Annotated in this window: 24 protein-coding genes, 1 tRNA gene and 1 pseudogene; 10 read left to right on the top strand and 16 right to left on the bottom strand. The window is 40.3% G+C overall.

Annotated features, from left to right (window positions below; all coding sequences use genetic code 11):
- Positions 1–35: 35 nt before the first annotated feature.
- Positions 36–533 carry a bifunctional nuclease family protein gene (locus V7K84_RS00890; RefSeq protein WP_094349146.1) on the top strand — a complete coding sequence of 166 codons (498 nt, stop codon included), beginning with the start codon at positions 36–38 and terminating at the stop codon, positions 531–533.
- A 202-nt stretch (positions 534–735) separates the two neighbouring features.
- Positions 736–1,866: an aldo/keto reductase gene (locus V7K84_RS00895; RefSeq protein ID WP_334835513.1), complete on the top strand. Its 1,131-nt coding sequence runs from the start codon at positions 736–738 to the stop codon at positions 1,864–1,866.
- Between the two features lie 236 nt (positions 1,867–2,102).
- Here V7K84_RS00895 and V7K84_RS00900 read toward each other — a convergent pair whose 3' ends face one another.
- The gene (locus tag V7K84_RS00900) at positions 2,103–2,525 is read right to left on the bottom strand and encodes an aspartyl protease family protein (RefSeq protein ID WP_334835516.1); all 423 of its coding nucleotides are present in this window, start codon (positions 2,523–2,525) and stop codon (positions 2,103–2,105) included.
- Entirely contained in the window at positions 2,518–2,736 is a 219-nt protein-coding gene (locus V7K84_RS00905; protein ID WP_094342777.1) for a hypothetical protein, read from the bottom strand. Before V7K84_RS00905 ends, V7K84_RS00900 begins: the two co-directional genes overlap by 8 nt.
- A gap of 26 nt (positions 2,737–2,762) precedes the next feature.
- Here V7K84_RS00905 and V7K84_RS00910 point away from each other — a divergent pair, with 26 nt between their 5' ends.
- A complete protein-coding gene (locus V7K84_RS00910; RefSeq protein WP_334835518.1) occupies positions 2,763–2,990 on the top strand; it encodes a hypothetical protein in 228 nt (75 codons plus the stop codon).
- Between the two features lie 17 nt (positions 2,991–3,007).
- Here the strand turns inward: V7K84_RS00910 and V7K84_RS00915 are convergent, their stop codons facing one another.
- The gene (locus tag V7K84_RS00915; RefSeq protein ID WP_334835520.1) at positions 3,008–3,274 is read right to left on the bottom strand and encodes a hypothetical protein; all 267 of its coding nucleotides are present in this window, start codon (positions 3,272–3,274) and stop codon (positions 3,008–3,010) included.
- 28 nt (positions 3,275–3,302) lie between these two features.
- A complete protein-coding gene (locus V7K84_RS00920) occupies positions 3,303–3,827 on the bottom strand; it encodes an MltR family transcriptional regulator (RefSeq protein WP_334835521.1) in 525 nt (174 codons plus the stop codon).
- Between the two features lie 27 nt (positions 3,828–3,854).
- On the opposite strand from V7K84_RS00920, the gene V7K84_RS00925 reads away from it, so the two are divergent.
- From V7K84_RS00925 to V7K84_RS00935, 3 genes are all read left to right on the top strand, one after another.
- Positions 3,855–4,199, top strand: a complete 345-nt coding sequence (locus tag V7K84_RS00925; RefSeq protein WP_442940915.1) for a tyrosine-type recombinase/integrase — start codon at positions 3,855–3,857, stop codon at positions 4,197–4,199.
- 209 nt (positions 4,200–4,408) lie between these two features.
- A complete protein-coding gene (locus V7K84_RS00930; protein ID WP_334835958.1) occupies positions 4,409–6,217 on the top strand; it encodes an ABC transporter ATP-binding protein in 1,809 nt (602 codons plus the stop codon).
- Positions 6,218–6,433: 216 nt separating this feature from the next.
- Positions 6,434–7,051, top strand: a complete 618-nt coding sequence (locus V7K84_RS00935) for a Uma2 family endonuclease (protein WP_334835523.1) — start codon at positions 6,434–6,436, stop codon at positions 7,049–7,051.
- 28 nt (positions 7,052–7,079) lie between these two features.
- Here V7K84_RS00935 and V7K84_RS00940 read toward each other — a convergent pair whose 3' ends face one another.
- Positions 7,080–7,310, bottom strand: coding sequence for a type II toxin-antitoxin system HicB family antitoxin (locus V7K84_RS00940; RefSeq protein WP_334835526.1), 231 nt, complete (start codon positions 7,308–7,310; stop codon positions 7,080–7,082).
- A 112-nt stretch (positions 7,311–7,422) separates the two neighbouring features.
- On the opposite strand from V7K84_RS00940, the gene V7K84_RS00945 reads away from it, so the two are divergent.
- The gene (locus V7K84_RS00945) at positions 7,423–8,901 is read left to right on the top strand and encodes a deoxyguanosinetriphosphate triphosphohydrolase (protein ID WP_334835528.1); all 1,479 of its coding nucleotides are present in this window, start codon (positions 7,423–7,425) and stop codon (positions 8,899–8,901) included.
- Positions 8,902–9,019: 118 nt separating this feature from the next.
- On the opposite strand, the gene V7K84_RS00950 is transcribed toward V7K84_RS00945, so the two are convergent.
- On the bottom strand, positions 9,020–9,901 hold the full coding sequence (locus V7K84_RS00950; protein ID WP_334835530.1) for a LysR family transcriptional regulator: 882 nt from the start codon (positions 9,899–9,901) through the stop codon (positions 9,020–9,022).
- Positions 9,902–10,595: 694 nt separating this feature from the next.
- Between V7K84_RS00950 and V7K84_RS00955 the strand changes: the two genes are divergently transcribed.
- Positions 10,596–11,153 carry a hypothetical protein gene (locus tag V7K84_RS00955; RefSeq protein WP_292774879.1) on the top strand — a complete coding sequence of 186 codons (558 nt, stop codon included), beginning with the start codon at positions 10,596–10,598 and terminating at the stop codon, positions 11,151–11,153.
- A 77-nt stretch (positions 11,154–11,230) separates the two neighbouring features.
- Positions 11,231–11,875: a DUF3318 domain-containing protein gene (locus V7K84_RS00960; RefSeq protein ID WP_292749575.1), complete on the top strand. Its 645-nt coding sequence runs from the start codon at positions 11,231–11,233 to the stop codon at positions 11,873–11,875.
- Positions 11,876–12,154: 279 nt separating this feature from the next.
- Here V7K84_RS00960 and V7K84_RS00965 read toward each other — a convergent pair whose 3' ends face one another.
- Complete coding sequence (locus V7K84_RS00965; RefSeq protein ID WP_334835536.1) at positions 12,155–12,952, bottom strand: 7-carboxy-7-deazaguanine synthase QueE; 798 nt, start codon at positions 12,950–12,952, stop codon at positions 12,155–12,157.
- A gap of 198 nt (positions 12,953–13,150) precedes the next feature.
- Between V7K84_RS00965 and V7K84_RS00970 the strand changes: the two genes are divergently transcribed.
- Complete coding sequence (locus tag V7K84_RS00970; protein ID WP_334835538.1) at positions 13,151–14,200, top strand: sugar transferase; 1,050 nt, start codon at positions 13,151–13,153, stop codon at positions 14,198–14,200.
- A gap of 119 nt (positions 14,201–14,319) precedes the next feature.
- Here the strand turns inward: V7K84_RS00970 and V7K84_RS00975 are convergent.
- From V7K84_RS00975 to rsfS, 9 genes and pseudogenes are all read right to left on the bottom strand, one after another.
- Positions 14,320–14,472 (bottom strand): annotated as a pseudogene (locus V7K84_RS00975) (transposase); the annotation flags it as partial.
- Between the two features lie 289 nt (positions 14,473–14,761).
- Positions 14,762–15,511, bottom strand: coding sequence for a hypothetical protein (locus V7K84_RS00980; protein ID WP_334835541.1), 750 nt, complete (start codon positions 15,509–15,511; stop codon positions 14,762–14,764).
- 7 nt (positions 15,512–15,518) lie between these two features.
- Positions 15,519–16,145, bottom strand: a complete 627-nt coding sequence (locus V7K84_RS00985) for a hypothetical protein (RefSeq protein ID WP_334835543.1) — start codon at positions 16,143–16,145, stop codon at positions 15,519–15,521.
- A gap of 5 nt (positions 16,146–16,150) precedes the next feature.
- Entirely contained in the window at positions 16,151–16,996 is an 846-nt protein-coding gene (locus V7K84_RS00990; RefSeq protein ID WP_334835545.1) for a ParA family protein, read from the bottom strand.
- Between the two features lie 392 nt (positions 16,997–17,388).
- Positions 17,389–18,840: a YcjF family protein gene (locus V7K84_RS00995; protein WP_334835547.1), complete on the bottom strand. Its 1,452-nt coding sequence runs from the start codon at positions 18,838–18,840 to the stop codon at positions 17,389–17,391.
- Positions 18,841–18,943: 103 nt separating this feature from the next.
- A tRNA-Met gene (locus V7K84_RS01000) sits at positions 18,944–19,020 on the bottom strand.
- 46 nt (positions 19,021–19,066) lie between these two features.
- Positions 19,067–20,020 (bottom strand): asparaginase, encoded by a 954-nt coding sequence (locus V7K84_RS01005; protein ID WP_292729647.1) that lies wholly within the window; start codon positions 20,018–20,020, stop codon positions 19,067–19,069.
- Between the two features lie 95 nt (positions 20,021–20,115).
- Complete coding sequence (locus V7K84_RS01010) at positions 20,116–20,616, bottom strand: CGLD27 family protein (protein ID WP_334835549.1); 501 nt, start codon at positions 20,614–20,616, stop codon at positions 20,116–20,118.
- Complete coding sequence (rsfS, locus tag V7K84_RS01015) at positions 20,613–21,071, bottom strand: ribosome silencing factor (protein WP_334835552.1); 459 nt, start codon at positions 21,069–21,071, stop codon at positions 20,613–20,615. Before rsfS ends, V7K84_RS01010 begins: the two co-directional genes overlap by 4 nt.
- Positions 21,072–21,122 lie beyond the last annotated feature (51 nt).

The following is a 21,122-nucleotide window of genomic DNA, read 5'->3' on the forward strand; positions in this document are numbered from 1 at the left end:
TCAAAGGCTCTCAAAGCATTGTAGAGGCTTAGGCAATGATTGAAATGAAAGTCGCTGGCATAGCATTAGATGCCATAACCCGCAGCCCGATCGTCCTTTTGAAAGATTCTTCAGATCGGCGGGCTTTGCCAATTTACATTGGTCAGGAACAGGCTAGGGCAATTATGGGCGCACTGGAGAATCAGAAGCCTCCTAGACCCTTAACTCACGACCTAATTGTAAATATTCTAGAGACTTGGAACATGACTCTAGAAAAAGTCATTATTCATTCCCTGCAAAAGGATACATTTTATGCAGCTTTAATTGTCCAGCAAGGCGAAGTCAAAAAAGAAATTGACGCGCGTCCTAGCGATGCGATCGCTATTGCCCTCCGTACAAATACTCCCATTTGGGTAATGGAAGAAGTCATTGCCGATGCTTCTATCCCTGTCGATCGCGATGCAGATGAAGCCGAACAGCAAGCCTTCCGTGAATTTATTTCTAATCTCCGTCCTGAAGATTTGATCAAGCGTTTTGGTAATGGCGACAGCTAAAAGAGTGCTGTTAGCGGATAGCTAAGGTTTAGCCCGTGCTGAGTTCTGAGTGCTGTTAGCGGATAGCTAGGGTTGAGCCAGTGCTGAGAAAGAATAGAGAATCTAGAGAATAAAATAATTTCTTTATTCTTTCTCTGTTCATTCTTGTAGAGACACTATTAATCGTATTTCTACTCAGGACTCACTACTCAGGACTCAATTTATGAAATACCGACGCTTTGGAAAAACGAATCTGCGCCTCTCGGTTTTTTCCTTGGGAACAATGCGCTACTTGGCTGATTTTGAAAATGCTCACCAGACTATCGAACAAGCCCTAGCGCTAGGAATTAATCATCTAGAAACCGCCAGAGGTTACGGCAAAAGCGAGGAGTATCTTGGTAGGGCGCTAAAAGCTGGGTTGTCAGTACCCCGAACTAGGCTTTATGTCACTACTAAAATCTCAGCCACAGCAGATGCTGACACCATGCGTCGGTACATTGACGAATCCCTAGAACGATTACAACTAGATTATTTAGATTGCCTAGGGGTTCATGGTTTGAACACTTGGCAACATTTAGAGTGGGTGCAAGCCAAAAATGGCTGTATGCAAGCCGTAGAAGAAGCTGTTGCTGATGGCCGAGTACGACACGTTGGTTTTTCCACTCACGGGCCATTAGAGGTAATTCAGGCAGCAATCAATACTGATTTATTTGAATTTGTCAATCTGCATTATTACTATTTTTTTCAACGGCACGCACCAGCAATTCAACTAGCTGCCGAAAAGGATATGGGCATTTTCATTATTTCCCCTGCTGATAAGGGAGGACGCCTCTACACGCCACCTCAAACCTTAAAAGACCTGTGTTATCCGTATTCACCCTTAGAATTGAATTATCGATTTTTACTTGCAGATCGCCGTATTACTACTTTGAGTATAGGGCCAGCTAACCCAGGTGAATTAAGAGAACCTTTGCAAATTGCTGACCATGATGGAGAGTTAACATCAGCAGAAATTTCCACTTTCTGGCGGTTAGAAAATCACCAAAAACTTGCTTTGGAAACTGATAATTGTAGCCAGTGTTATGCTTGTTTACCCTGTCCAGAAAATATCAATATTCCAGAGGTATTGCGGTTACGTAATCTCGCCGTAGCATACGATATGAAAGACTATGGTCAATATCGTTACGGAATATTTGAAAATGCCGGTCACTGGTTCCCTGGAATGAAAGGCAACCGTTGTACAGAATGTGGTGATTGTTTGCCTCGCTGCCCAGAAAAGTTAGATATCCCAGCTTTGTTAGAAGATACTCACCAAAAATTAAGTGGGAAAGCAGGTCGGAGATTGTGGGGTTGACACTCTCCGGTCTAAAGACTTACTGTGTACACACAAGTCGGAAAACCTCATCCACATTGGCTTGAATCTGGTAGGATGCTTTATTGACCTATATGTATAAAGACGTATAACGCCCCCGTTCACCCGCCGCAAGCAACCTCTCGGACTCAACAAAGAGACTCTGTACGGTCGGTGTGCAACGGGATTGTTAGACCGTACCTCAGCGATCGCTGCCAACTGATGCTCCTGTCTTCATTTTATCCAACCTCTTTGGGACGAACTTCAAATTCAGAACGCGCGCGGAAGAAACAAACATCAAACTCAAAGAAGAAATTAGCTTGCCCCAAGATTAAAGGCACATTGGGTGTTTGTGTCCAAGCAAATGCAAGATTAATGGTGGGGAATGAACTGACTTGAGCATCAACAACGACTGCACGAGCTTCAAATCGAGCCAAGTTCCCTGTCAATAGAACTGAGAGAGTTTCATCCTCCCAAATTAAGCCCAGTTGTAAACCCAACTCATAGGGCAAAACATTAACGCTTGCACCTGTATCCAATAAACCTTCAGTGTTCAGAAATTGACCATTAAGACTGAGCGTCAAAGGTATGTATGGCATTTGATCGACCATGCCAAGGCTACTATCAATGATTTTGTAGGGAAATTTTTGAGTGTCAACCATTCTTCTCTTGCTGCTTTGTCGCCAGAAGATTCATCAAGACATTGGCAGCCTCAGAACAATTGTACGGCGACCAGACTGGATACTCCCGGTTCGCAACAAAGAAGTTTGCATCTTCTTCCTTGACCAGTTCTGTGGCAAGAAACTGCATTAGCCGAAGCTTGTCAATTTTTGGAAGTTCCTGGATTTGTGACATGAGTTCAGCTAATGGCATTTGAGAATCTCCTCGTCTGAGGGTTGGTGAAAGGAAGCGATCGCCCTCTCATTTTAGCCTTAGCCTCGCGATCGCATCCACGGTTGCAGCTTAAAGTGCAATCTGGCTTCTGGTTAGTACTGCTAGAGAAAAGTGATGCTGGGTTTCCTGTTGTCAACCTAGCCTACGACGATAGGCGATCGCCCTACTTTGACCTGTGCAATGGCACCCTCTGGAACTATATGTATAACAGCTATTTGAAAGTCTTTGTGTAAAAGTAAGTACTCAATATTTATTCAAAATCGTCAGGCTCTTCAAAGCTCGACGGCTGAAGACGAACAATATTGCCATCCTCTATTCCTTCGATTTTGTTGAGGATCTTTTTTGGGGATTCTTCAGAGAATGTGACTATATATTCATAGATCAAACCATCATCGCTCTCGTTTGTATCAATATCCCACTCCAATTCAAGCAGATCGTCGTATGATATGCCAAGCTCAGACGCTAATTTCTGATTTGCCAACTTTTCTTGCATCTCTTCAAACTCCCGATTACTCATTGTCCTGATCTCCGTAGTGATTTTCAAGCTAACGTTTTTTATCTTCTTCAGAGAGTGTATCATCCGTTTTCTCAGTATGGGGTGTAGTTGTAAGTGTAGCTATGTGAATATGACCTAACACCGTCATTACAGCAGCCGTGAAATGTGAACGCGGTTCAGCATCCTTTTCGTGGTAAGAAAAGGACAAATTATTGCAACGGTCACGAATCGACTGAGTTTCAAATGAAATGATCTCTGGCCTATGTGCAAAATCATTTCTAATACCTCTGACAATATCTAGGTCGCGTCTGGAATTTCGTGAAATTAGTCCCAAGTAGTAAGCAAGTTTGATCCTGGATGAGAAGTTTGATAGAGGTGCTGTTCCTTCAAAGAGATCCTTATCAATATTCTTGTTTTCTACAAGTGATACATAAAGCAGATCCGAAAGACACACATCTAAATACGCCGCAGCAAACAGCGCACATCCACGATCAGATTCTGAAGTTAATGCTTGGCGAAACTGAACAACTTTCTGTGTCTGTGCGACAACGTAATCTTGAATTTTTTCGTTCATATCCGAAGCTTATTGACTCTGTAGTGGATTTGGCAGTTTGTTTTTCCTTCTGGAAGCATCTCTAAAGACCCCCGTAGTGGTGAAGTTCGTCGTCATCACCTTCACGAAACTAGTTTACAAAAAGCGTTAAAACAAGGAGTTCGCCAAGCTGGTATTCAAAAAAAAGTGGGTTGTCATACGTTTGGCCACAGTTTTGCTACCCATTTATTACAAAATGGCTACGACATCCGCACAGTGCAGAAATTACTCGGACACAAGGATGTAAAAACCACGATGATTTACACCCATGTACTTAATAGGGGTGGCAAAGCTGTAGTCCGCTTGATTAGAACTACTGGCATATATAATAAATATATTTTGCATGAATTTTGAACACCTAAAATGGTACAAAGTTAACACCCTAGTGCGTTAGCCTACGGCATAACACACCCTACAAAACTAGTTTTTAGGTTTCAACTTCGGGGTTTTCAGCCAACATTCTGATAAAAATGTAAAATTAATAAAGATTTAATAGAGTTAGGAAGATCCGCCCAAGCTGGGGTATCTCGCCAAAAAAAGATGAAAATTAAAAAAAAAGAAATATCCTACGCCAATCACTGACGGTTTTCCGCTACAGTGGACGGGCTGTAAACTTAGTATGGACTACTAGCCGATCGCTTACTATTCTTCTGGCTAGTTTAACAATAGTTGCTGGTCTTTTACCGGCGGCAATATCCTACATCAGTAAGTTAATTGTGGATGCAGTGGTACTTGCCTCTCAAGTTAACTCACAAAGCAATGGTTTTGCCAATATTTATCCCTCGCTATCTTATGTAGGATTAGAAGCGATCGCTGTAATTTTACTAGCAGGGAGTCAGCGGGGAATCACTATTTGTCAGTCGTTATTGCGGGCGCTAATGGGTCAGCGAGTAAATGTACTCATCTTAGAAAAGGCGCTGACACTCGATCTTAGGCAGTTTGAAGATTCAGAATTTTATGACAAATTAACTAATGCCCGACGAGAAGCATCAGTTCGTCCCCTTTCGTTAGTAAACCGCACCTTTGGATTGGTGCAAAATGGTCTTTCCCTGTTCACCTACGGTATTTTGCTAGTAAATTTCTCAGGTTGGGCAGTGGTGGTGCTGGTTTTGGCAGCTATGCCTGTATTTATTTCTGAAACAAAGTTTGCCGGAGAAGGCTTTCGCTTGTTTAGTTGGCGTGCAGCAGAAACTCGTCAACAGCACTACTTAGAAAATCTGCTAGCAAGAGAAGATTTTGTCACAGAAGTCAAACTCTACCAACTGGGAGAGATGTTGCTAGGACGTTACCGCAACCTGTTTGAGCAACTTTATGGCGAAGACCGCGATTTAACTCTCCGGCGAGGATTGTGGGGGTATCTCCTGGGTTTAGTCAGTACTGGTGCTTTTTACCTAGCTTATGCTTGGATTGTACTGGAAACAGTGCTAGGTAAGATTTCTTTGGGAGATATGACAATGTATCTCACCGTTTTTCGCCAAGGACAATCTACTTTTTCCAATGCCCTCACTTCTATTGGAGGGATGTATGAGGACAACCTATATCTATCAAATCTCTATGATTTTTTGGAAGAAGAAGTACCAAAATCTTGGGGTAAGGCAACCATTGGTTTAAATCCCCAAGATGGTATCCGTTTTGAGAACGTCTCATTTACTTATCCAGGAAGTTCCAAGCCAGCATTGAGAAACATTTCGCTGCATCTCAAACCCAGAGAGAAACTGGCAATTGTCGGTGAAAACGGTTCCGGTAAAACTACTTTAATCAAATTACTTACCCGACTTTACACGCCAGACTCAGGGCGAATTTTCTTAGATGGCTTGGATTTGCAGGAATGGGATGTGGATGTGTTGCGGCGTCGCGTTGGTGTGATTTTTCAGAACTTTGTTCGCTACCAGTTCACTGTGGGAGAGAATATTGGCGTGGGCGATGTAGAACATCTTGAAAACAAAACACAGTGGAAAACTGCTGCTGAAAAAGGCATGGCTCAATCTTTTATTGACCAATTACCCCAAAGCTTTCAGACTCAACTTGGTCGTTGGTTTAAGGGAGGACAAGAACTTTCTGGGGGACAGTGGCAGAAGATTGCACTGTCTCGTGCTTTTATGCGATCGCAAGCAGATATCTTGGTGTTAGATGAACCAACATCAGCAATAGATGCCCAAGCTGAATTTGAGATTTTCAATCATTTTCGCGCTATTACTCAAAATCAGATGGTACTTTTGATTTCCCATCGCTTCTCAACGGTACGAATGGCTGACAAAATCCTAGTTATAGAAAACGGGGAAGTTATAGAACAGGGAACTCACGAAGAACTGTTACAGCTAGGAGGACGTTATGCCAAATTGTTTCTCTTACAAGCCGCTGGTTATCAATAGGAAAAGAAGTTAAAAGACTTTGTGAATTGAGATAGCGAAGTCTACAGTGGTCACTGAGCTTTGTCGTTCGCAGAGCGTCTCGTAGATAAGTGTGGGCTGCGCCTACGCTCACTTTGTACAAAGCACATAACATCTCTATCTAACCACGTTAAACTGTTCAGTAAATATGGGTCACTAGACGCTCCGTATCGTTAAACATTGCTACCCGATAAAATTATGCAAATAACAAAACAGCGATACTATACCCCAGAGGAATATTTAGAGCTAGAAGAAGCTGCTGACTACAAAAGTGAATACATTGACGGGCAAATAATTCCTATGGCGGGTGGAACAATAAATCACAATCGGATAGCTGGTAATTTCTATGCTGTGTTAAACTTCGCGTTCAGACAAGAAGAATACGAAGTGTTTAATAGCGATATGCGTCTGTGGATACACCAAAGGCGTATCTACACATATCCAGATGTGACAGTAATAGCCGGTGAACCAGAATTTTTCAACAATCGTACAGATATTATTACAAATCCCCAAGTTATTGTTGAGGTTTTGTCTAAATCTACTAAAAACTACGATCGCGAAGATAAATTTCAGGCTTACCGAACTATTTCCACTTTCCAAGAATACCTATTAATTGACCAAACTCGGATTCATGTAGATCAATTTTCCAAAACTGGGAAAAAGCAATGGACGCTTCGTGAATATGATGAAGAAGATGAAGCGATCGCTCTTGTAACCGTACCATTTGAGATTTCTCTACAAGATTTATATAACAAGGTAAGGTTTGAGCCTGTTGAGTTTGAAGGGGAAAGTGCAGATGTTGAGGGATTGGGGTAAGGTGCGATGCACTGTATCTTAAAAATATTTAAACCACTTTTAACGGTTTTTCAGGAAAAGTAATTGGCTCTGGCAAAGGTTTTCCTTGCTCTTCATACCATTCAATCAGAGATTCAATTACCTCTTGCCCGTGTTTAGCGGCTTCTTCATAACTCTTACCATGAGTGTGGAATTGCTGCCAAGAGAATTCCGGTAAGTGTACTAAGTAGCAATTATCCTCATCTGACCATTGAATTACCATACTGTAGCGATCGTTCATTCTTCCTCTTTTGGTTGAATTGAGCGATGCATAATCTGTGTAAAGTGTATATTACTTTGAGCATCAACTTGCTGTAGAATTTCCACTCCTAACTTGTGTTTCACAGTCGAAGTTGAGTTATCGAGATTGTGGTTACTACTTAAAATATTTTCTCTCAAAAGATAATTTTAATACTTCACAACAAGTAGAGTTACAATGTGGCATTGCCCATCACTTATTGATAGAGGCGTTGTTTGACCTACTTTCACATAATACAGCAATGATGGATTGGAAGAAACTTCTGACACCTCAAAGATTAGGTGAGATCGAACAAGAGAGTATCCAGGACGGCCGTACTTCGTTTTTAAGAGACTATGACCGCTTGGTGTTTTCCTCAGCTTTTCGTCGCCTTAAAGATAAAACCCAGGTTTTTTCGTTGCCTAAAAATGATTACATTCGTACTCGTCTCATTCACAGCCTCGAAGTTTCCTGTGTTGGTCGATCCCTTGGTAGAATTGTGGGTAAGAAAATTGTAGACACACACAAGCTTAATAACTATGGGTTTAGTGCTTCAGACTTTGGTGATATTGTCTCTGCTGCTTGTCTAGCTCATGATATCGGTAATCCTCCCTTCGGTCATTCTGGAGAAGATGCTATCCGTACAGGGTTTGAATCCTGGTACAACACTGTTAACCATGTAGGAGAAGAACTTCTCAGCAAGTCTCAAAAAGCTGACTTTGATTCATTTGAGGGCAATGCACAGGGTTTTCGTATTCTAACTAAGCTTGAAATGTATCCTCAAAAAGGAGGAATGCAACTCACCTGCCCAACTTTAGCTGCTTTCACAAAGTACCCTAGAGAATCATTGCTATCAGAATCTACCTTAAACGGATACTCAGATATAAGTATTAAAAAACATGGTTTCTTTCAGGCAGAAAAAGATTTATTTGATGAAGTAGCAGAAGCGGTTGGGCTAATTCGCCGTCATGATAATGCAGCATGGTGGTCTCGACATCCGCTTGCTTTTCTTGTTGAAGCAGCAGATGATATTTGTTACTCAATTGTTGATGTAGAAGATGCTCATCGCATGAAGTATATCTGCTTTGAAAAAACCGAGTATTTGCTTAATGAAATTGCAAAGATTGATATTAACAAGCATGATGAAAGCAAGGAAGAAAAAGTTAAGCGACTTCGTGCCAAAGCTATACACAATCTAATAGAGCAGGCAACTGAAATTTTCTTTGCACACGAACAAGAAATACTTTCTGGAGAGTTTGACAAAGACCTACTATCTCTAAGTAGGTATGCAAATCATCTAGACGTAATTAAGAAAGCAACCGAATCAGATGTTTTCCAGCATCGCGATGTTGTTAGTATCCAAATAGCTGGTTATGAGGTTTTAGGAAAACTATTTTCTGAGTTTGTTAACGCTATCCTGCATGACAGCAAAAAAGCAAAGTTAATCTGTAATATGCTACCTCAAGAATATCGCCCGAATCCAGACGAAGATACCTATAACAAAATCCTTAAAATTACAGACTATATCTCTGGTATGACCGATTCTTATGCTACCAGTTTATTCCAACAATTTAGTGGGATTTCATTGGGATAAAGTGATAACATTTGAACCTGACAATGTATACACAGTATTTATTTTGAATCATAAGTGATTAACTAACCTTTTTTCTCAAGTGTATGTAGGATCTCCGTCAGAAGAAGATCGTCATTTCTCAATAGATACTCTTGACAACTTGTAGAAATTCCCTTAGTACAGGTGTCATATCTTCTTCCCGCCACACTATAGCCGTTTCTACTAATGGTGTTTTCTCCTCCAGAGTACGATAAACTACACCAGTTCTTTGAAGATTTTGCAATGAAGACGGTGCGATCGCAATCCCCATTCCCGCTGAAACCAATCCGATAATCGTCTGCATCTGAATCGCTTCTTGAGTCACTTTTGGGCTGAAGTCTCCTTGCTGACATAGACTTACGATTTGATCGTAAAGTCCGGGACCCAAATGGCGAGGGAACATGATAAAGTTTTCGTTTACTAGCGATCGCACTGAAATCTTTTCTTGTTCAGCTAAAGAATGAGTTTCCAACATAGCCACAATTAACGCTTCTTGCTGAATGCACTCTTGATTGAGTGTGTTGTCTTCTAAGGGCGGATGGGCAAAACCTACATGGATGTGCCGATTCTGTAGCGCTTGCTCTTGCTGAGTTGTGGTTAATTCTTGCAATACCAACTCTACTTCTGGAAACTGTTCTCTAAACCGCCGCAAAATCACAGGAAGCAAATCGTAAGTTACCAAACTGGTAAACCCAATTCGTAATTGTCCCTTTTCACCTCTTCCCGTTTTTTGAGTTAGCTCAATTGCTTTTTGGAGTTGAGCTAAAAGTTGATAAGCTTCTTGCAAAAAAACTTGTCCTGCTTCTGTTAGTTGCACCTGTCGTTTGGTTTTGCGGTGAAACAGTTCTACTCCCAATTGCGCCTCTAATTGCTGAATTTGCTGGCTTAAGGGCGGTTGAGCGATGTGCAGTCGCTCGGCGGCTCTACTGAAGTGCAGTTCTTCAGCTACAGCAATAAAGTAGCGCAGATGTCGCAGTTCCATCTTTTTGATATTTTATAAGTTTCAATTATTTATAAATATATAAACCCAGAGAGGCGCAAAGTAACGCAGAGGTTTTAGAAAATTTATAACAAAAACTAGAGGTGCGATCGCTAGAATTAATACTGATTGACGCATAAATTTCATTGACCCTCGACAATCAAAAATGTATTGATCGCTATAATCATCCCGTAAAAACAATTTGTTGCTTGTAATATAAAAATGTATCAGTTTCTATGCTATGATTATTCGTTGTTAAAAGCAGCTATTGAAGTTTTTACGTATATTTATAAAAGCCTCAGATGCTATGTATAAATTATTTAAACTTTGCTTCAGCTTTCAAATTTGATTACAAATACTGCCATCATACTTGTTCTATCAAGAAATTCATTCAAACTATAAAAGAATATTAAAATTCAAGCGAGTTAGTAGTATATATTTCACTGGCTAAGATTTGAAAAATAGTAATTATTGCTTCTTTAATAATGAGCAATAGTGATTCAGAAAGTATCATTCATAGCACCGAACGATCGTCTATTTTTCTTATCTTCAATGCCCTATGCCCCATAACTCATGCCCAATACCCTAATTGCATACTTCTATGCGATCGGAAGTATCCACACCAACCCAAACAACTACCCCTACCAGGTTAAACTAGGTCTGGTAACAACTGCTCCACGTTCCTTATGAGGCTTTTATGGGAGCTAACCTCAAACAGATTGCCAACTATTTAGACAACCTTGGTTGGGACTACCGTTTTGATGATGAAGAAGACCGAATAATAACAGGTGTGGAGGCTGATAATCTAGAAGATTTCCTAATAGTTGTCCAACTGGATGAAGAAGGAAAATTTTTTCGGGTATTTGCCCCTCAAGTTCTGGGAGGAATCCAAGACCATCCTCACAAGGCAGCTATCCTCCAGACAATGCTTGCCATTTCCTGGGAAACCAAAATGTTGCAATGGGAGTATGACCCATCCGATGGTGAAATTCGTGCCATTATTGAGTTTCCTTTAGAAGACTCGATTCTCACAGAAAAACAATTTCACCGTTGTCTGAGTGGATTAATTCAGATTGTGGATGGCATAGCAATACCTCGCTTGACAGAAGTGATGGCAACAGGTCTCGATCCGGGGAATATAGAACTTGGGGAAAGACTATTACTCAGTATCCAAGAAGAAGCTCCAGGATTGTTAGATTTACTGGAAAAAGCAATGGAAGCGCGAAAAAAGCGAGGAAGTTTTCCTAGTGAGTGAGACGGATCATCACTTAAATAGCTATACTCCAAAGTGATACCCTCACTATATACTGAAATTTTCTGGGGCTGGATATTATGACATCCTATGCAACCTCCTCTGCCAAAGCGGAAATGAGCGAACTCCGGCGGTTGAAAGCCTTACTACCGCCAGAACTGCAAAGCTGGGTCACGGTTGAAGGCACAACTGAGGTCAATCCACCCCTGGTTCGCTGCGAAGAAATTGGTAAAGACCAAGTAGAAATTCAAATTGATTTGGTGAAATGGGATGCCCTCGCAATGGATCAGCGTAATCTGCTGTTCTGGCATGAGGTTGCTCGCGTTCAAAATGACACAATTCCTAAAGATGGTTGGGAAATGGCAGCACTAGCCATCGGTTTAGGTGGTGCTGTAGGGGAATTGTGGGTACAAGATGGATTGCTGCTGGTGTTAGCTTTGTCGCTTTGTGGCGTGTCAGGCTGGCGACTGTACCAAAAGAATAATGGGGAAAAGCAACTAAGAGAATTGCTCAATGCTGATGAGAAAGCGATCGCTTTAGCAACTCGTTTTGGTTATAGCCTCCCCAATGCCTATAAGAGTCTTGGTAGCGCTTTGAAAACCCTGATTGATAATACTCCTAGTAAGCGCCAACGATCGAGATATGAAGCAAGACTCTCTGCCCTCAAACGCAGTGCCAATAAGGCAAAAGCTAAATCCAAAACTCCAGATGAGGGCGCATTATAGAAACTAGAAATTAGGTTGGGTGGGCATTTCCCACCCCCCGAAACACCTAAATCAAGGTGGGTTTGACCAACTTCTTCCTGTCTTGAACTTTAATTTTAGTTTATCTCTAAGTTGGAAAGTGAAGGTTTTACGTAATAAAACCTCTTAGTGGTCTTTTGATTTAGCTAATTAGACTTTCTATTGAGGAGGCTCCTGCCTCCCTAATTAGCAGCAACAGCCCAATTACCATTTCATAAAATCTTACTTTTTTCTTGACTACATCTTTATCAAACTAAAATTTTACAACTGGTTCAGCATTTTATGCGTCTGGGGGATCACGCGCACGTGCTTGACAAAGCCCTTCATCAAAGCTTGCCACATCAAAACTCGATCGCTGGAAGGTGCAAGTACAGGTACTGGAGAAAATTGTTCTGATACAGCCAAAGGCGTAACAGGTTGTAAAAATACTGGGATATCTGGACTAACCTCTGCCACCAACGAAGCTGAACGTTCCAACTCGGCGGGATCTGTGTTTTGAGACACAATTATCTTGACAAAAACATTTAAATATGAGTCATAACATAACTGGAGAAATTTACTATGTTCTTGCCAATGACTTTCGCCGCTAACACTGGGCAATTTTAAATCCATACCTACAGAGTCTAAGTATGGGATAATCATTGCTAGTTGTTCTGGGCGATGTCCGCCGGTTTCTAAGTATATAGGGAGACCAGTTATGGTTCGCACTTGGGGTAGAAACTGCGTTAAAAATGAGGCATGAAGAAGTGGTTCGCCACCAGTTAAGCTAATGCTATCGTGTAGACAAGGTAGATTTTGTTGTTCCACCCATTCGATTAATATGGGTAATGGAACAGGGTTAGAGTGAATTTCAAAGTCGCGCAATCCAGGCGATCGCTCTATCCGACAAGTTGTAGGTGCACTCCAAGTGTGGGCACTATCACAAAAGTGACAGCGCAAATCACACAAAGCAAAACGAATAAATATCTGACGTGTCCCTACATTCAGTCCTTCCCCTTGAATGGCAGAAAAGACCTCAATCAGGCGTGCGGTAGGTGTAACCGTATTTTTAGAAATCATTTGATGAGAGCAACGCGATCGCGCTGCGTCGGCACAACAGCAAGGATGTTTTTTGGCTTCTTGTTCTATTGTGAATCGTCGCTAGCGATCTCCAATCTCAGCCTCGGTAAATAGCAGTTAGTCCTGATTACCACCAATTCCGATATTAGGTTAAGTAATTTTGTAGGACAAACTAATGTTTGGCATATTACATTATACATGGCAACGAAAGTGCAGAGCTTCATGACTAGCCAACCGACAGAGGTCGATTTTCCAGTTAATTCCCTAAACGACATTGCTATAGTGCAGGTGCCGACGCGGTTGAGCGTGCTGGAGGCTTTAGGCTTTAAGCAAACCTGCCAAGGCTTAATTGGGCCCAATTCACATCCCAAGCAAATCATCATTGATTTTCACCAAACTACTTTTATCGATAGTAGTGGTTTAGGTGCCCTGGTAAGTAATTTTAAATATGCTCAGGCTAAGGATATTACATTAACACTGCGGAATGTAACACCTCAAGTCATGGCAGTTCTAAAACTCACAGGGTTGGATCAGGTTTTTCCTCTAGAACTTGTGGAGGATGGGTCGTTAATAGAACAAGATGACGTAGTAGATAATCGGAAGACAACTTCCCGTAAAGTAGAGCAGTTACCCACTACTCACCCTTCTATGGCATCTTGGATGAAACGGTTCTTAGATATTGTCGGGTCAGCGATCGGTTTATTAATTACAGGAATTTTATTTATTCCAATTGCGATCGCTATTCAAATTAACGATCCCGGGCCCATTTTCTTTAGTCAAATTCGTTGTGGTTGGATGGGTAAGCGGTTTAAGATTTGGAAATTTCGCTCTATGTGTGTGGATGCGGAAGCGAAGAAATCCCAAGTCAAAAACCAAGTACAAGGTGCTTTTTTCAAAAATGAGAATGACCCCAGAATTACTAAGGTAGGGCGCTTTTTACGGCGAACTAGTCTTGATGAATTACCCCAATTTTGGAACGTCCTCAAAGGAGAGATGAGTTTAGTAGGAACTCGACCACCTACACCCGATGAAGTCGAACGCTATGAAGTACCAGAGTGGCAACGTTTAGATGTAAAACCCGGTATGACTGGCGAATGGCAAGTAAATGGACGTTCTACAGTCCGTAGTTTTGAAGATGTAATTCGTCTGGATTTGCAGTATCAAAAAAATTGGAGTTTAGTGTACGATTTAAAGCTAATTTTCAAAACTATAGCGATTCTGTTTAATAGAAACAGTGGTGCTGTTTAGCTAATTACCCTTATTCACAATTTTTTGCTAACTCCCAATCACAATAATTGTTAGATACACCCAAGCCTATTTTAGGCTTGGGTAAATTTTAGGTTTAGTTATAGCAGCCGCCAATACGGTTAGGACGCTGTACGAAGAACATTTTCCATAGCATTCCGAAGGCAGTCAAATTGAATTAGCTGTTTACGAATTCGACTTTTCAACCATGACCAGCACCGCTCAATTTTGTTAAGGTCGGGTGAATAGGATGGCAAATATTTTAATTGACAGCCTTGGCATGATCTGTTCTTGTACTGAATATCTAATCAGTATCCAATCTTACTTTCATCATAGATGATACTGTTTGTCCTAACCATCTTGGCGGTTGCTATAACATCACGCAAGTGTCATTCTCTGCTTAACAGGTATAAAAAGCTAATTTTCGCGACATGGTAATATGTACCATAAATAGCGAAACTATTTCGTTGACATAAATAATCTTAAAAACGCTGGTTTTAAAATCTAAATCTATGAAAACTGAGCTAGTGAAAAGGAGAAAATAGAGAGGGGTTTTGTAGCCATTTATTTACAACGAGCTTCTTTAATGTTTAAGAAAAAAGTTTCGTCATTTAAATTATTTTTAATAATTTGGCATGAACTATCAAATTCTATTTTACTAAAAGCTTTATAATAAGCATCTTGAAATACAATATAGAAAAGTTGGTTAATATACATAGTAGATTGAGAAAAATGAAATATCCATTGTCCTAATTTATCTTTTTGATAAACAGGTAGAAAAGCAAGATTATCAGAAGATTGCATATAGCTTTTAACTTCAGCATGTACGTACTTAGATACTTTTTTCCATTCTGAATATATATTCGTATTAATAGTATTAGTGACTAATTGCTTATAATATTTGAAGTAATTTTGATTTAATTCAGAAAATTTAATTAGATGGTTATCATTTAGCCACCAACTATATTCTACTGGATGATAATAATAGTAGGCTAGTAAAGAGGATAATTCTATAAAACTTCTAATAGACATGAATGCTAACCTGTAATTACCAGTCATAGCTGATGAAATTGATGCAGCTAAATCGGATTGCAATTCATTGTATATTTCTTTACAAGAATCTCCAGTATCAATCAAAAGTATTTGGCGCCAAGATGAGAATGATGTAGCTTTAAAATAGCATTCTTCTATCGAGTTTGCTCTTGAATCATTTAGAGTAGCATTCAATGCTTCGTTAACAGCAGGTAAAATTTCTCCCAAAAACTGAGTGTAATATTTTTTAGATTCTAAATTTAATTCCCGTGATATTTCCATAAATAACTTACATCTTCTCTATTGCTTCATACCAACTTTTAAGGAATCCAGTTTCTTTTTCCTTTAGTAAAGAGCCATGTTTAGAATTAGTTATTTTTAATAAAGCATCCCCTATTGCATCTCTTGTTATATTTCTTTCCAAAAGTAATTTACACAGTCTATTAACTAGCTCTTTTCTAGATTCTTTCTTAAGATTATAATCAATAGCAAAATACTCTTTAAAAAAATCAGAAATACTCTTCCGATCAGGAAATGATTCCGTATCTGCAAAAACAACGTTCGTAAGGTAATCTACTAAAATTTTTTTAGTATTTTCATCTTTGTTTATTTTCTGCTGGGATGGCTGTGTTGATATTTCAGAATCAGCTGACTGATAACTTTTTGTATTCTCTTCTTTCTCTAGTTTATGTATAACTTTACTTGTTGTATTCTCTTCTTTCTCTAGTTCATATATAGCTAAATTTAAGTGATTTTTTAGATTTTTCAGTAGTTTTACTGCTTCGCCCAAATGACTACCAGTTGTAATAGCTTCAATTTCATCTATATTCAGAGTTTGTATAAGACTAAGAATTTGTCCTAAAGTTTGCAACTGCTCAAATTTTTTTTTTGCATTTTCTTTATCATGATCATTCATATAAATCACTCGCTTTTGAATGCATTCATTTTCTCTATTCTCTCCAAAAATTCTTTAGCTAATTCTTTGTAAGCTTGCGCTCCACTACTTTTAGGATTAGTAATAATAATGGGTTTTGAGCTTCTCACAGCACTTTTTATCTTTGTATTTTCAGGGATTTTTGTCTTAAAAATGTATTCATGTGGATTGGCATCAATAATTTCTGATGCTGTTACTTCAGTTTCTAGAATTCTTCTATCATATTTAGTAAAGAGAATTCCCAGAGATAACAATTCTTTTCCCAGTGACTCGTTTAACTGCTTGATTCTATTGCTAATAAGTCCTAATCCTAAAGCAGCTAGTGGTTCAGGAAAAACAGGTATCATGTAGTAATCACTAGCTGCCAATCCATTTTGAGTAGATAATGAAAGGTTAGGAGGACAATCACAAAATACAAAGTCATATTCAGTTAAAATGTTAGACAATTTCCTTTTGAGTATTGTTTCTCTGGATATCACTGAAGCTAGACTAATATCAATAAAAGTTAGCTTTAAATGAGATGGTATAAGATCCAGTCTGTTGATTCCTCCTACATTTTTAATAATTGCATCCTGAATTTTTGGTTCTATTTTAGAAATATTGAAATGATCTGTCTGATTCATCAAATCCGCTAATGTTAGTTTAGAACCTGTCCATTCATCCCAAGTATTTCGGCTAATTAAACAAAATGTAGCGTTAGTTTGAGGATCTAGGTCAATTACAAGAACACGCTTGCCATGAAATCGAGCTAGGGAAGCTGCAAGATTAACAGTTAATGTAGTTTTACCTATGCCGCCTTTCATGTTTATAGATGATATTACTTGAGCTGTCATATAAGAATTCTTAATGTACCAATACAATGTATATTGTCTTCGGTAAATTCTAGCGCAGTAATTGAGTATACAAGGTATATTAGCTGTAAATAAAATAATATAGTAAATTAATTGTTATAAATACTAAAAAAATTTACGTAATTACCGCAGATTGAACGCGAATTGTATTTCTTAAAATTTTCAATAATCAAGTGTGGGCATTACTCTATCTTGTAGTCTCGTATATTGCCAAGGAATAAATTAATTTCCTGCTTTATATCTAAAATCCACTCAAGTGGACTAAATATTGCTTTTTAGTCCACTTTAGCGAAATTAAGCTATTAGCCTACGATTTAAATTGCAGGTGTAAGGTGCGTAGTGCAATATTTGAGCCTCTACGCCTTTGCATTAACTTAACTCATAAGCTTCTGAACACCAACTACTTCAATCTGCTGCACTTCTGGCAACAAACGCTTCACACCTTGCTTAACAAACCCTTGCAAAAAACCAATCTGCTGATTTTGCTGAAATACCTTTTGCAATGTTTGCCGCAAATTCTCCAAATTTAAACCAGTTCCAGAATCTATGGCTATTTCCTGCTGTTGGAAATATTCAACTAGACTTAACCCTGCGACTCTAGTCAGATAAGCTGCGCTTACTCCCTGCACTACGCCACCAGCAACAAAGGTAACGGCATTACTTTTCAGAACAGTACTAATAGCCTTTGTAGAAAGTTCAACTAAACCCAATTTCAGCATTAAACTTCCCATTGTTCCAGCTACGGTTTGTGCCTGTTCTAGGGAAAATTTTTGCTGATAGATATTACCCAAATCCATTACCATTTGAGCATTAATTGCCGCAGTTGCCAGAATATCAAAGGCTGGTACTGGGTTAGCAAAGGCAGCGGCAGCAGCTATCCACTGATATTGTTCAATAATTGGAGTGGCGCGATCGCGTCTGGTTTCATTCAGCCAGTTTTTCGCCTCAGCTTTCAACAATCCGGCTTTTCTCATGGTAGTTAGCCAAACTAGCCGTTGTCCCGGTTGTACCAATTCACCCAACTGTTGCGTCAACTGCTGGATATCTGCTGCTGGTTGTTCCATCCACTCTTGCACAGCACCATCAGCCTCATGCTTTCGGACTTTGATGGGAATTGGAGAGGCCGCAGTTGCAACTACATTTCCCTGCATCCGCTGTTTTAATGACAGCAAGATGCTGGCGCTTTCATCGGCTAAATACCGATCTTGTTTGTTAAAAACCAGCATATTAGGCTGATTTGCTGCCTTTAGCTGCTGTAAGGTTTGAAATTCTGAGTCTGTCAAATCACCATTTGTCAGAAATAGAACGAAATCAGATTTTGCTACTTCTGCCAAAATAGCCGCATCTGAGTTTTCACCCACTTCTCTAAATAAAGGTGGTGTCTCTTGTAGAGATACGAAATTTTGTGTCTCTAGATTTTGTAGCACTTGAATTAAAGTGCTTTTACCCACGGATTTACCGCCAGTCACAGCAACTTTAATTTCTTGCCTGTCTAACTCCAACAACAATTGGGCAACTTGTTCTCTGAGTGTCTCTAATGCTGTGTGGTTTTCTGCTTCTTGTGCCAGCTGGTTAATTACAGTTTCAGTTTTAGCGATCGCACTTTCCACAGTCGCTCGATCCACCACCATACCATCTAGCTGCTCTAAACTGTTTTTGGGGCGCTTTTGCTGGAATAACCACAAACCACCACCTACAGCTAAGGCACTCAACAAACCGAACTCACCCACCTGCACTATAGAATCGTGCCAACTGTCCAACATCCACAGGGAAAAGGAAAGTCCCAATCCTCCCACTAAAATTGGTCGCTGCAACTTCACAACCATGATTCTCCGCGCTTTTTGGATGGCTATTTCTTCCAGAATAGATCAAAATAAAACAAAACCCTGCAATCTTTACTGATTGTAGGGTTTTGTTTTATATTCTATGTGGTGGCGGGAAGTGGATTTGAACCACTGACCTTCGGGTTATGAGCCCGACGAGCTACCAGGCTGCTCTATCCCGCGTTGCTCTCGACTTATTTATAATAACCTATAGTCAAGAGTTTGGCAACTACAAAAACGATAATTCTCCAATTACTTCTAAACGCTTGTATTTTCCCAAGGTGACAAACTTTTCTGAGAGGCTTTCGGCGGCGCTGGGACTAATCCAACCCATTTGCTGGAGTAAGTGAATAGCCACGGCGTATTTTGCTCGTTTTGCCCCATCCATGACTTTGATTGCCAATCCCAAGCCTTCACCGAGTCTACCAATGCACTGCACTCCTTCGGCACCAGTTTTGCTGACTAGTTCTCCTGGAGTTAAGCGCATTAGTTCCGTATCAAATTCTCCATCTCCTGCGACCATTGCGGGGTGATGAGTCATAGCACGGACAATCCGCTCCATATCCAAGTTGGTACTAGAGGCTAACAGTGCATATAAAGATGCCATGTGACCGAGTTGCATCAGATAAGTTGGTGCGCCACAGTCATCATGAGCGCTGATAAATTCTGCTGCTGGCATTCGCAGCAACTCTGCGACTTTGCCCAAAATTAACTGCTGTATTGGATGCTTGCGATCCAAGTAGTTATTCAAGGGCCAATGGCGTTGCTGACAAACAGCTAACATTCCCGCATGTTTTCCAGAGCAATTGTATTCCAGAGGACTCCGTTTGCCTTCAGGAATTGGACACTGGAGTATAGTCGGGTCGAGATCCGCCCGCCAAAGGATGTTAAATACCTGTCGGACTTGATCTATTCTTCCTTTATGGGAACTTGTGATAATTGCTAAGTCGCGATCGCTGAGTTGATAGCGTTCCAGTGTACCTGTGGTTGTGACAGCAAGTGCCTGAAATGGTTTGAGGGCTGAACGGATAAATGCAGCAGTTTCAGAATTTCCGGCAACGGTTAGAACCCGTCCTCGTTCGTCGCAGACAACAGCTTGAACTATATGCCTGGATTCAATAATACCTTCCCGCAGCAACCGGACTTCCAGTGCTGCGGCTTGAGTTCGTTTTCCCATTGTCATGGGTTTATATTTATCACCTTTTTTAATTAAATTAGTCATTAGTCATTGGTCATTAGTCCTTAGCTAATGACTAATGACTAATGACCAATAACTTTTTAAAACAAATGCCAAACTATAGTACCAGTAACGTACATTCCCGCCAAGCCAGCAAAGGTAAATTGTAACCGCCGCAGAATGGGTTTAATTTCGTATGCAACAATTAAGCGATCGCGGTTGAGAACTTCCTCTGGTTTAGTCCAAGTTTGACCGTCATACCAGCCGGACTCTTCATAAAATACTGTGGGACTACAAAGGCGATCGCACACGTAGAACCAACCTAAGTACAACCTCACCAGTATTAGTACTAACCCGACACTGGCTCCGGCGGCACCACAGAGAATAAAATGTGCAATATACTTGTGAGGGGGAAAACTTGCCGCAGCTATTGGTCCTGCAAAAAGCCAAGATAAACCCCAAATCCAAACAAGTTTCGTGATATACTCGCGCCAATTTAAAGTGGTATCACGAAACAGCCAGGAAGTTTTTAACTCTTCGTATTCATTGAGCGGTTGTTGGTCTGTAGGAACTGGGCAATTAGAAACCGAAGACCTAATCATGTTGGCTTACCCTCACCTTCATCAGATTCTGGAAGGGAAATACGTTCTGCATGAATCCAGAACGCTTCTAAATTATAAAACTCCCGTTCCTTGGGCATCATGATATGAACGATCACATCACCGTAGTCTTGTAGTACCCAACTCCCCTCGACTTTTCCTTCTGTCCTTAAAGGACGGCGTTGCAACTCAGTTTCGACTTTTCCTTCAATTGCTTGAGCGATCGCCCTGACCTGTACCCTAGAATAGCCAGTCATCATCACAAAGTAATCCGCTAGGTAAGATACCTCTGCTACTTTTAGCAATATAATCTCACCTGCTTTGCGGTCTGATGCCGCAACAGCGATCGTTGCAGCTAATTTTTCGCTCGCCTCTTCGGTTTGGCCGTGGCTTATTACCGCATTCTTCATCAGTGGGACAGATTGCAATGGGAAATTTCCTTGGAAATAATCAGTCATTAAACCTCAGGTGCTTTCTTCCTTTTGAAACAATTGTTGACATTTACTTAC

Origin of the sequence: Nostoc sp., from assembly GCF_036917315.1 — a bacterium.
In the GTDB taxonomy this organism is placed as follows: Bacteria; Cyanobacteriota; Cyanobacteriia; order Cyanobacteriales; family Nostocaceae; genus Nostoc.

Excerpts from the sequence above, each read along its gene's own strand:
- V7K84_RS00890 (WP_094349146.1), top strand. The coding sequence starts at position 36 with ATGATTGAAATGAAAGTCGCTGGCATAGCATTAGATGCCATAACCCGC.
- V7K84_RS00895 (WP_334835513.1), top strand. The coding sequence starts at position 736 with ATGAAATACCGACGCTTTGGAAAAACGAATCTGCGCCTCTCGGTTTTT.
- V7K84_RS00900 (WP_334835516.1), bottom strand. The coding sequence starts at position 2,525 with ATGGTTGACACTCAAAAATTTCCCTACAAAATCATTGATAGTAGCCTT.
- V7K84_RS00905 (WP_094342777.1), bottom strand. The coding sequence starts at position 2,736 with ATGCCATTAGCTGAACTCATGTCACAAATCCAGGAACTTCCAAAAATT.
- V7K84_RS00915 (WP_334835520.1), bottom strand. The coding sequence starts at position 3,274 with ATGAGTAATCGGGAGTTTGAAGAGATGCAAGAAAAGTTGGCAAATCAG.
- V7K84_RS00920 (WP_334835521.1), bottom strand. The coding sequence starts at position 3,827 with ATGAACGAAAAAATTCAAGATTACGTTGTCGCACAGACACAGAAAGTT.
- V7K84_RS00935 (WP_334835523.1), top strand. The coding sequence starts at position 6,434 with ATGCAAATAACAAAACAGCGATACTATACCCCAGAGGAATATTTAGAG.
- V7K84_RS00940 (WP_334835526.1), bottom strand. The coding sequence starts at position 7,310 with ATGAACGATCGCTACAGTATGGTAATTCAATGGTCAGATGAGGATAAT.
- V7K84_RS00950 (WP_334835530.1), bottom strand. The coding sequence starts at position 9,901 with ATGGAACTGCGACATCTGCGCTACTTTATTGCTGTAGCTGAAGAACTG.
- V7K84_RS00955 (WP_292774879.1), top strand. The coding sequence starts at position 10,596 with ATGGGAGCTAACCTCAAACAGATTGCCAACTATTTAGACAACCTTGGT.
- V7K84_RS00960 (WP_292749575.1), top strand. The coding sequence starts at position 11,231 with ATGACATCCTATGCAACCTCCTCTGCCAAAGCGGAAATGAGCGAACTC.
- V7K84_RS00965 (WP_334835536.1), bottom strand. The coding sequence starts at position 12,952 with ATGATTTCTAAAAATACGGTTACACCTACCGCACGCCTGATTGAGGTC.
- V7K84_RS00970 (WP_334835538.1), top strand. The coding sequence starts at position 13,151 with ATGGCAACGAAAGTGCAGAGCTTCATGACTAGCCAACCGACAGAGGTC.
- V7K84_RS00980 (WP_334835541.1), bottom strand. The coding sequence starts at position 15,511 with ATGGAAATATCACGGGAATTAAATTTAGAATCTAAAAAATATTACACT.
- V7K84_RS00985 (WP_334835543.1), bottom strand. The coding sequence starts at position 16,145 with ATGAATGATCATGATAAAGAAAATGCAAAAAAAAAATTTGAGCAGTTG.
- V7K84_RS00990 (WP_334835545.1), bottom strand. The coding sequence starts at position 16,996 with ATGACAGCTCAAGTAATATCATCTATAAACATGAAAGGCGGCATAGGT.
- V7K84_RS00995 (WP_334835547.1), bottom strand. The coding sequence starts at position 18,840 with ATGGTTGTGAAGTTGCAGCGACCAATTTTAGTGGGAGGATTGGGACTT.
- V7K84_RS01005 (WP_292729647.1), bottom strand. The coding sequence starts at position 20,020 with ATGACAATGGGAAAACGAACTCAAGCCGCAGCACTGGAAGTCCGGTTG.
- V7K84_RS01010 (WP_334835549.1), bottom strand. The coding sequence starts at position 20,616 with ATGATTAGGTCTTCGGTTTCTAATTGCCCAGTTCCTACAGACCAACAA.
- rsfS (WP_334835552.1), bottom strand. The coding sequence starts at position 21,071 with ATGACTGATTATTTCCAAGGAAATTTCCCATTGCAATCTGTCCCACTG.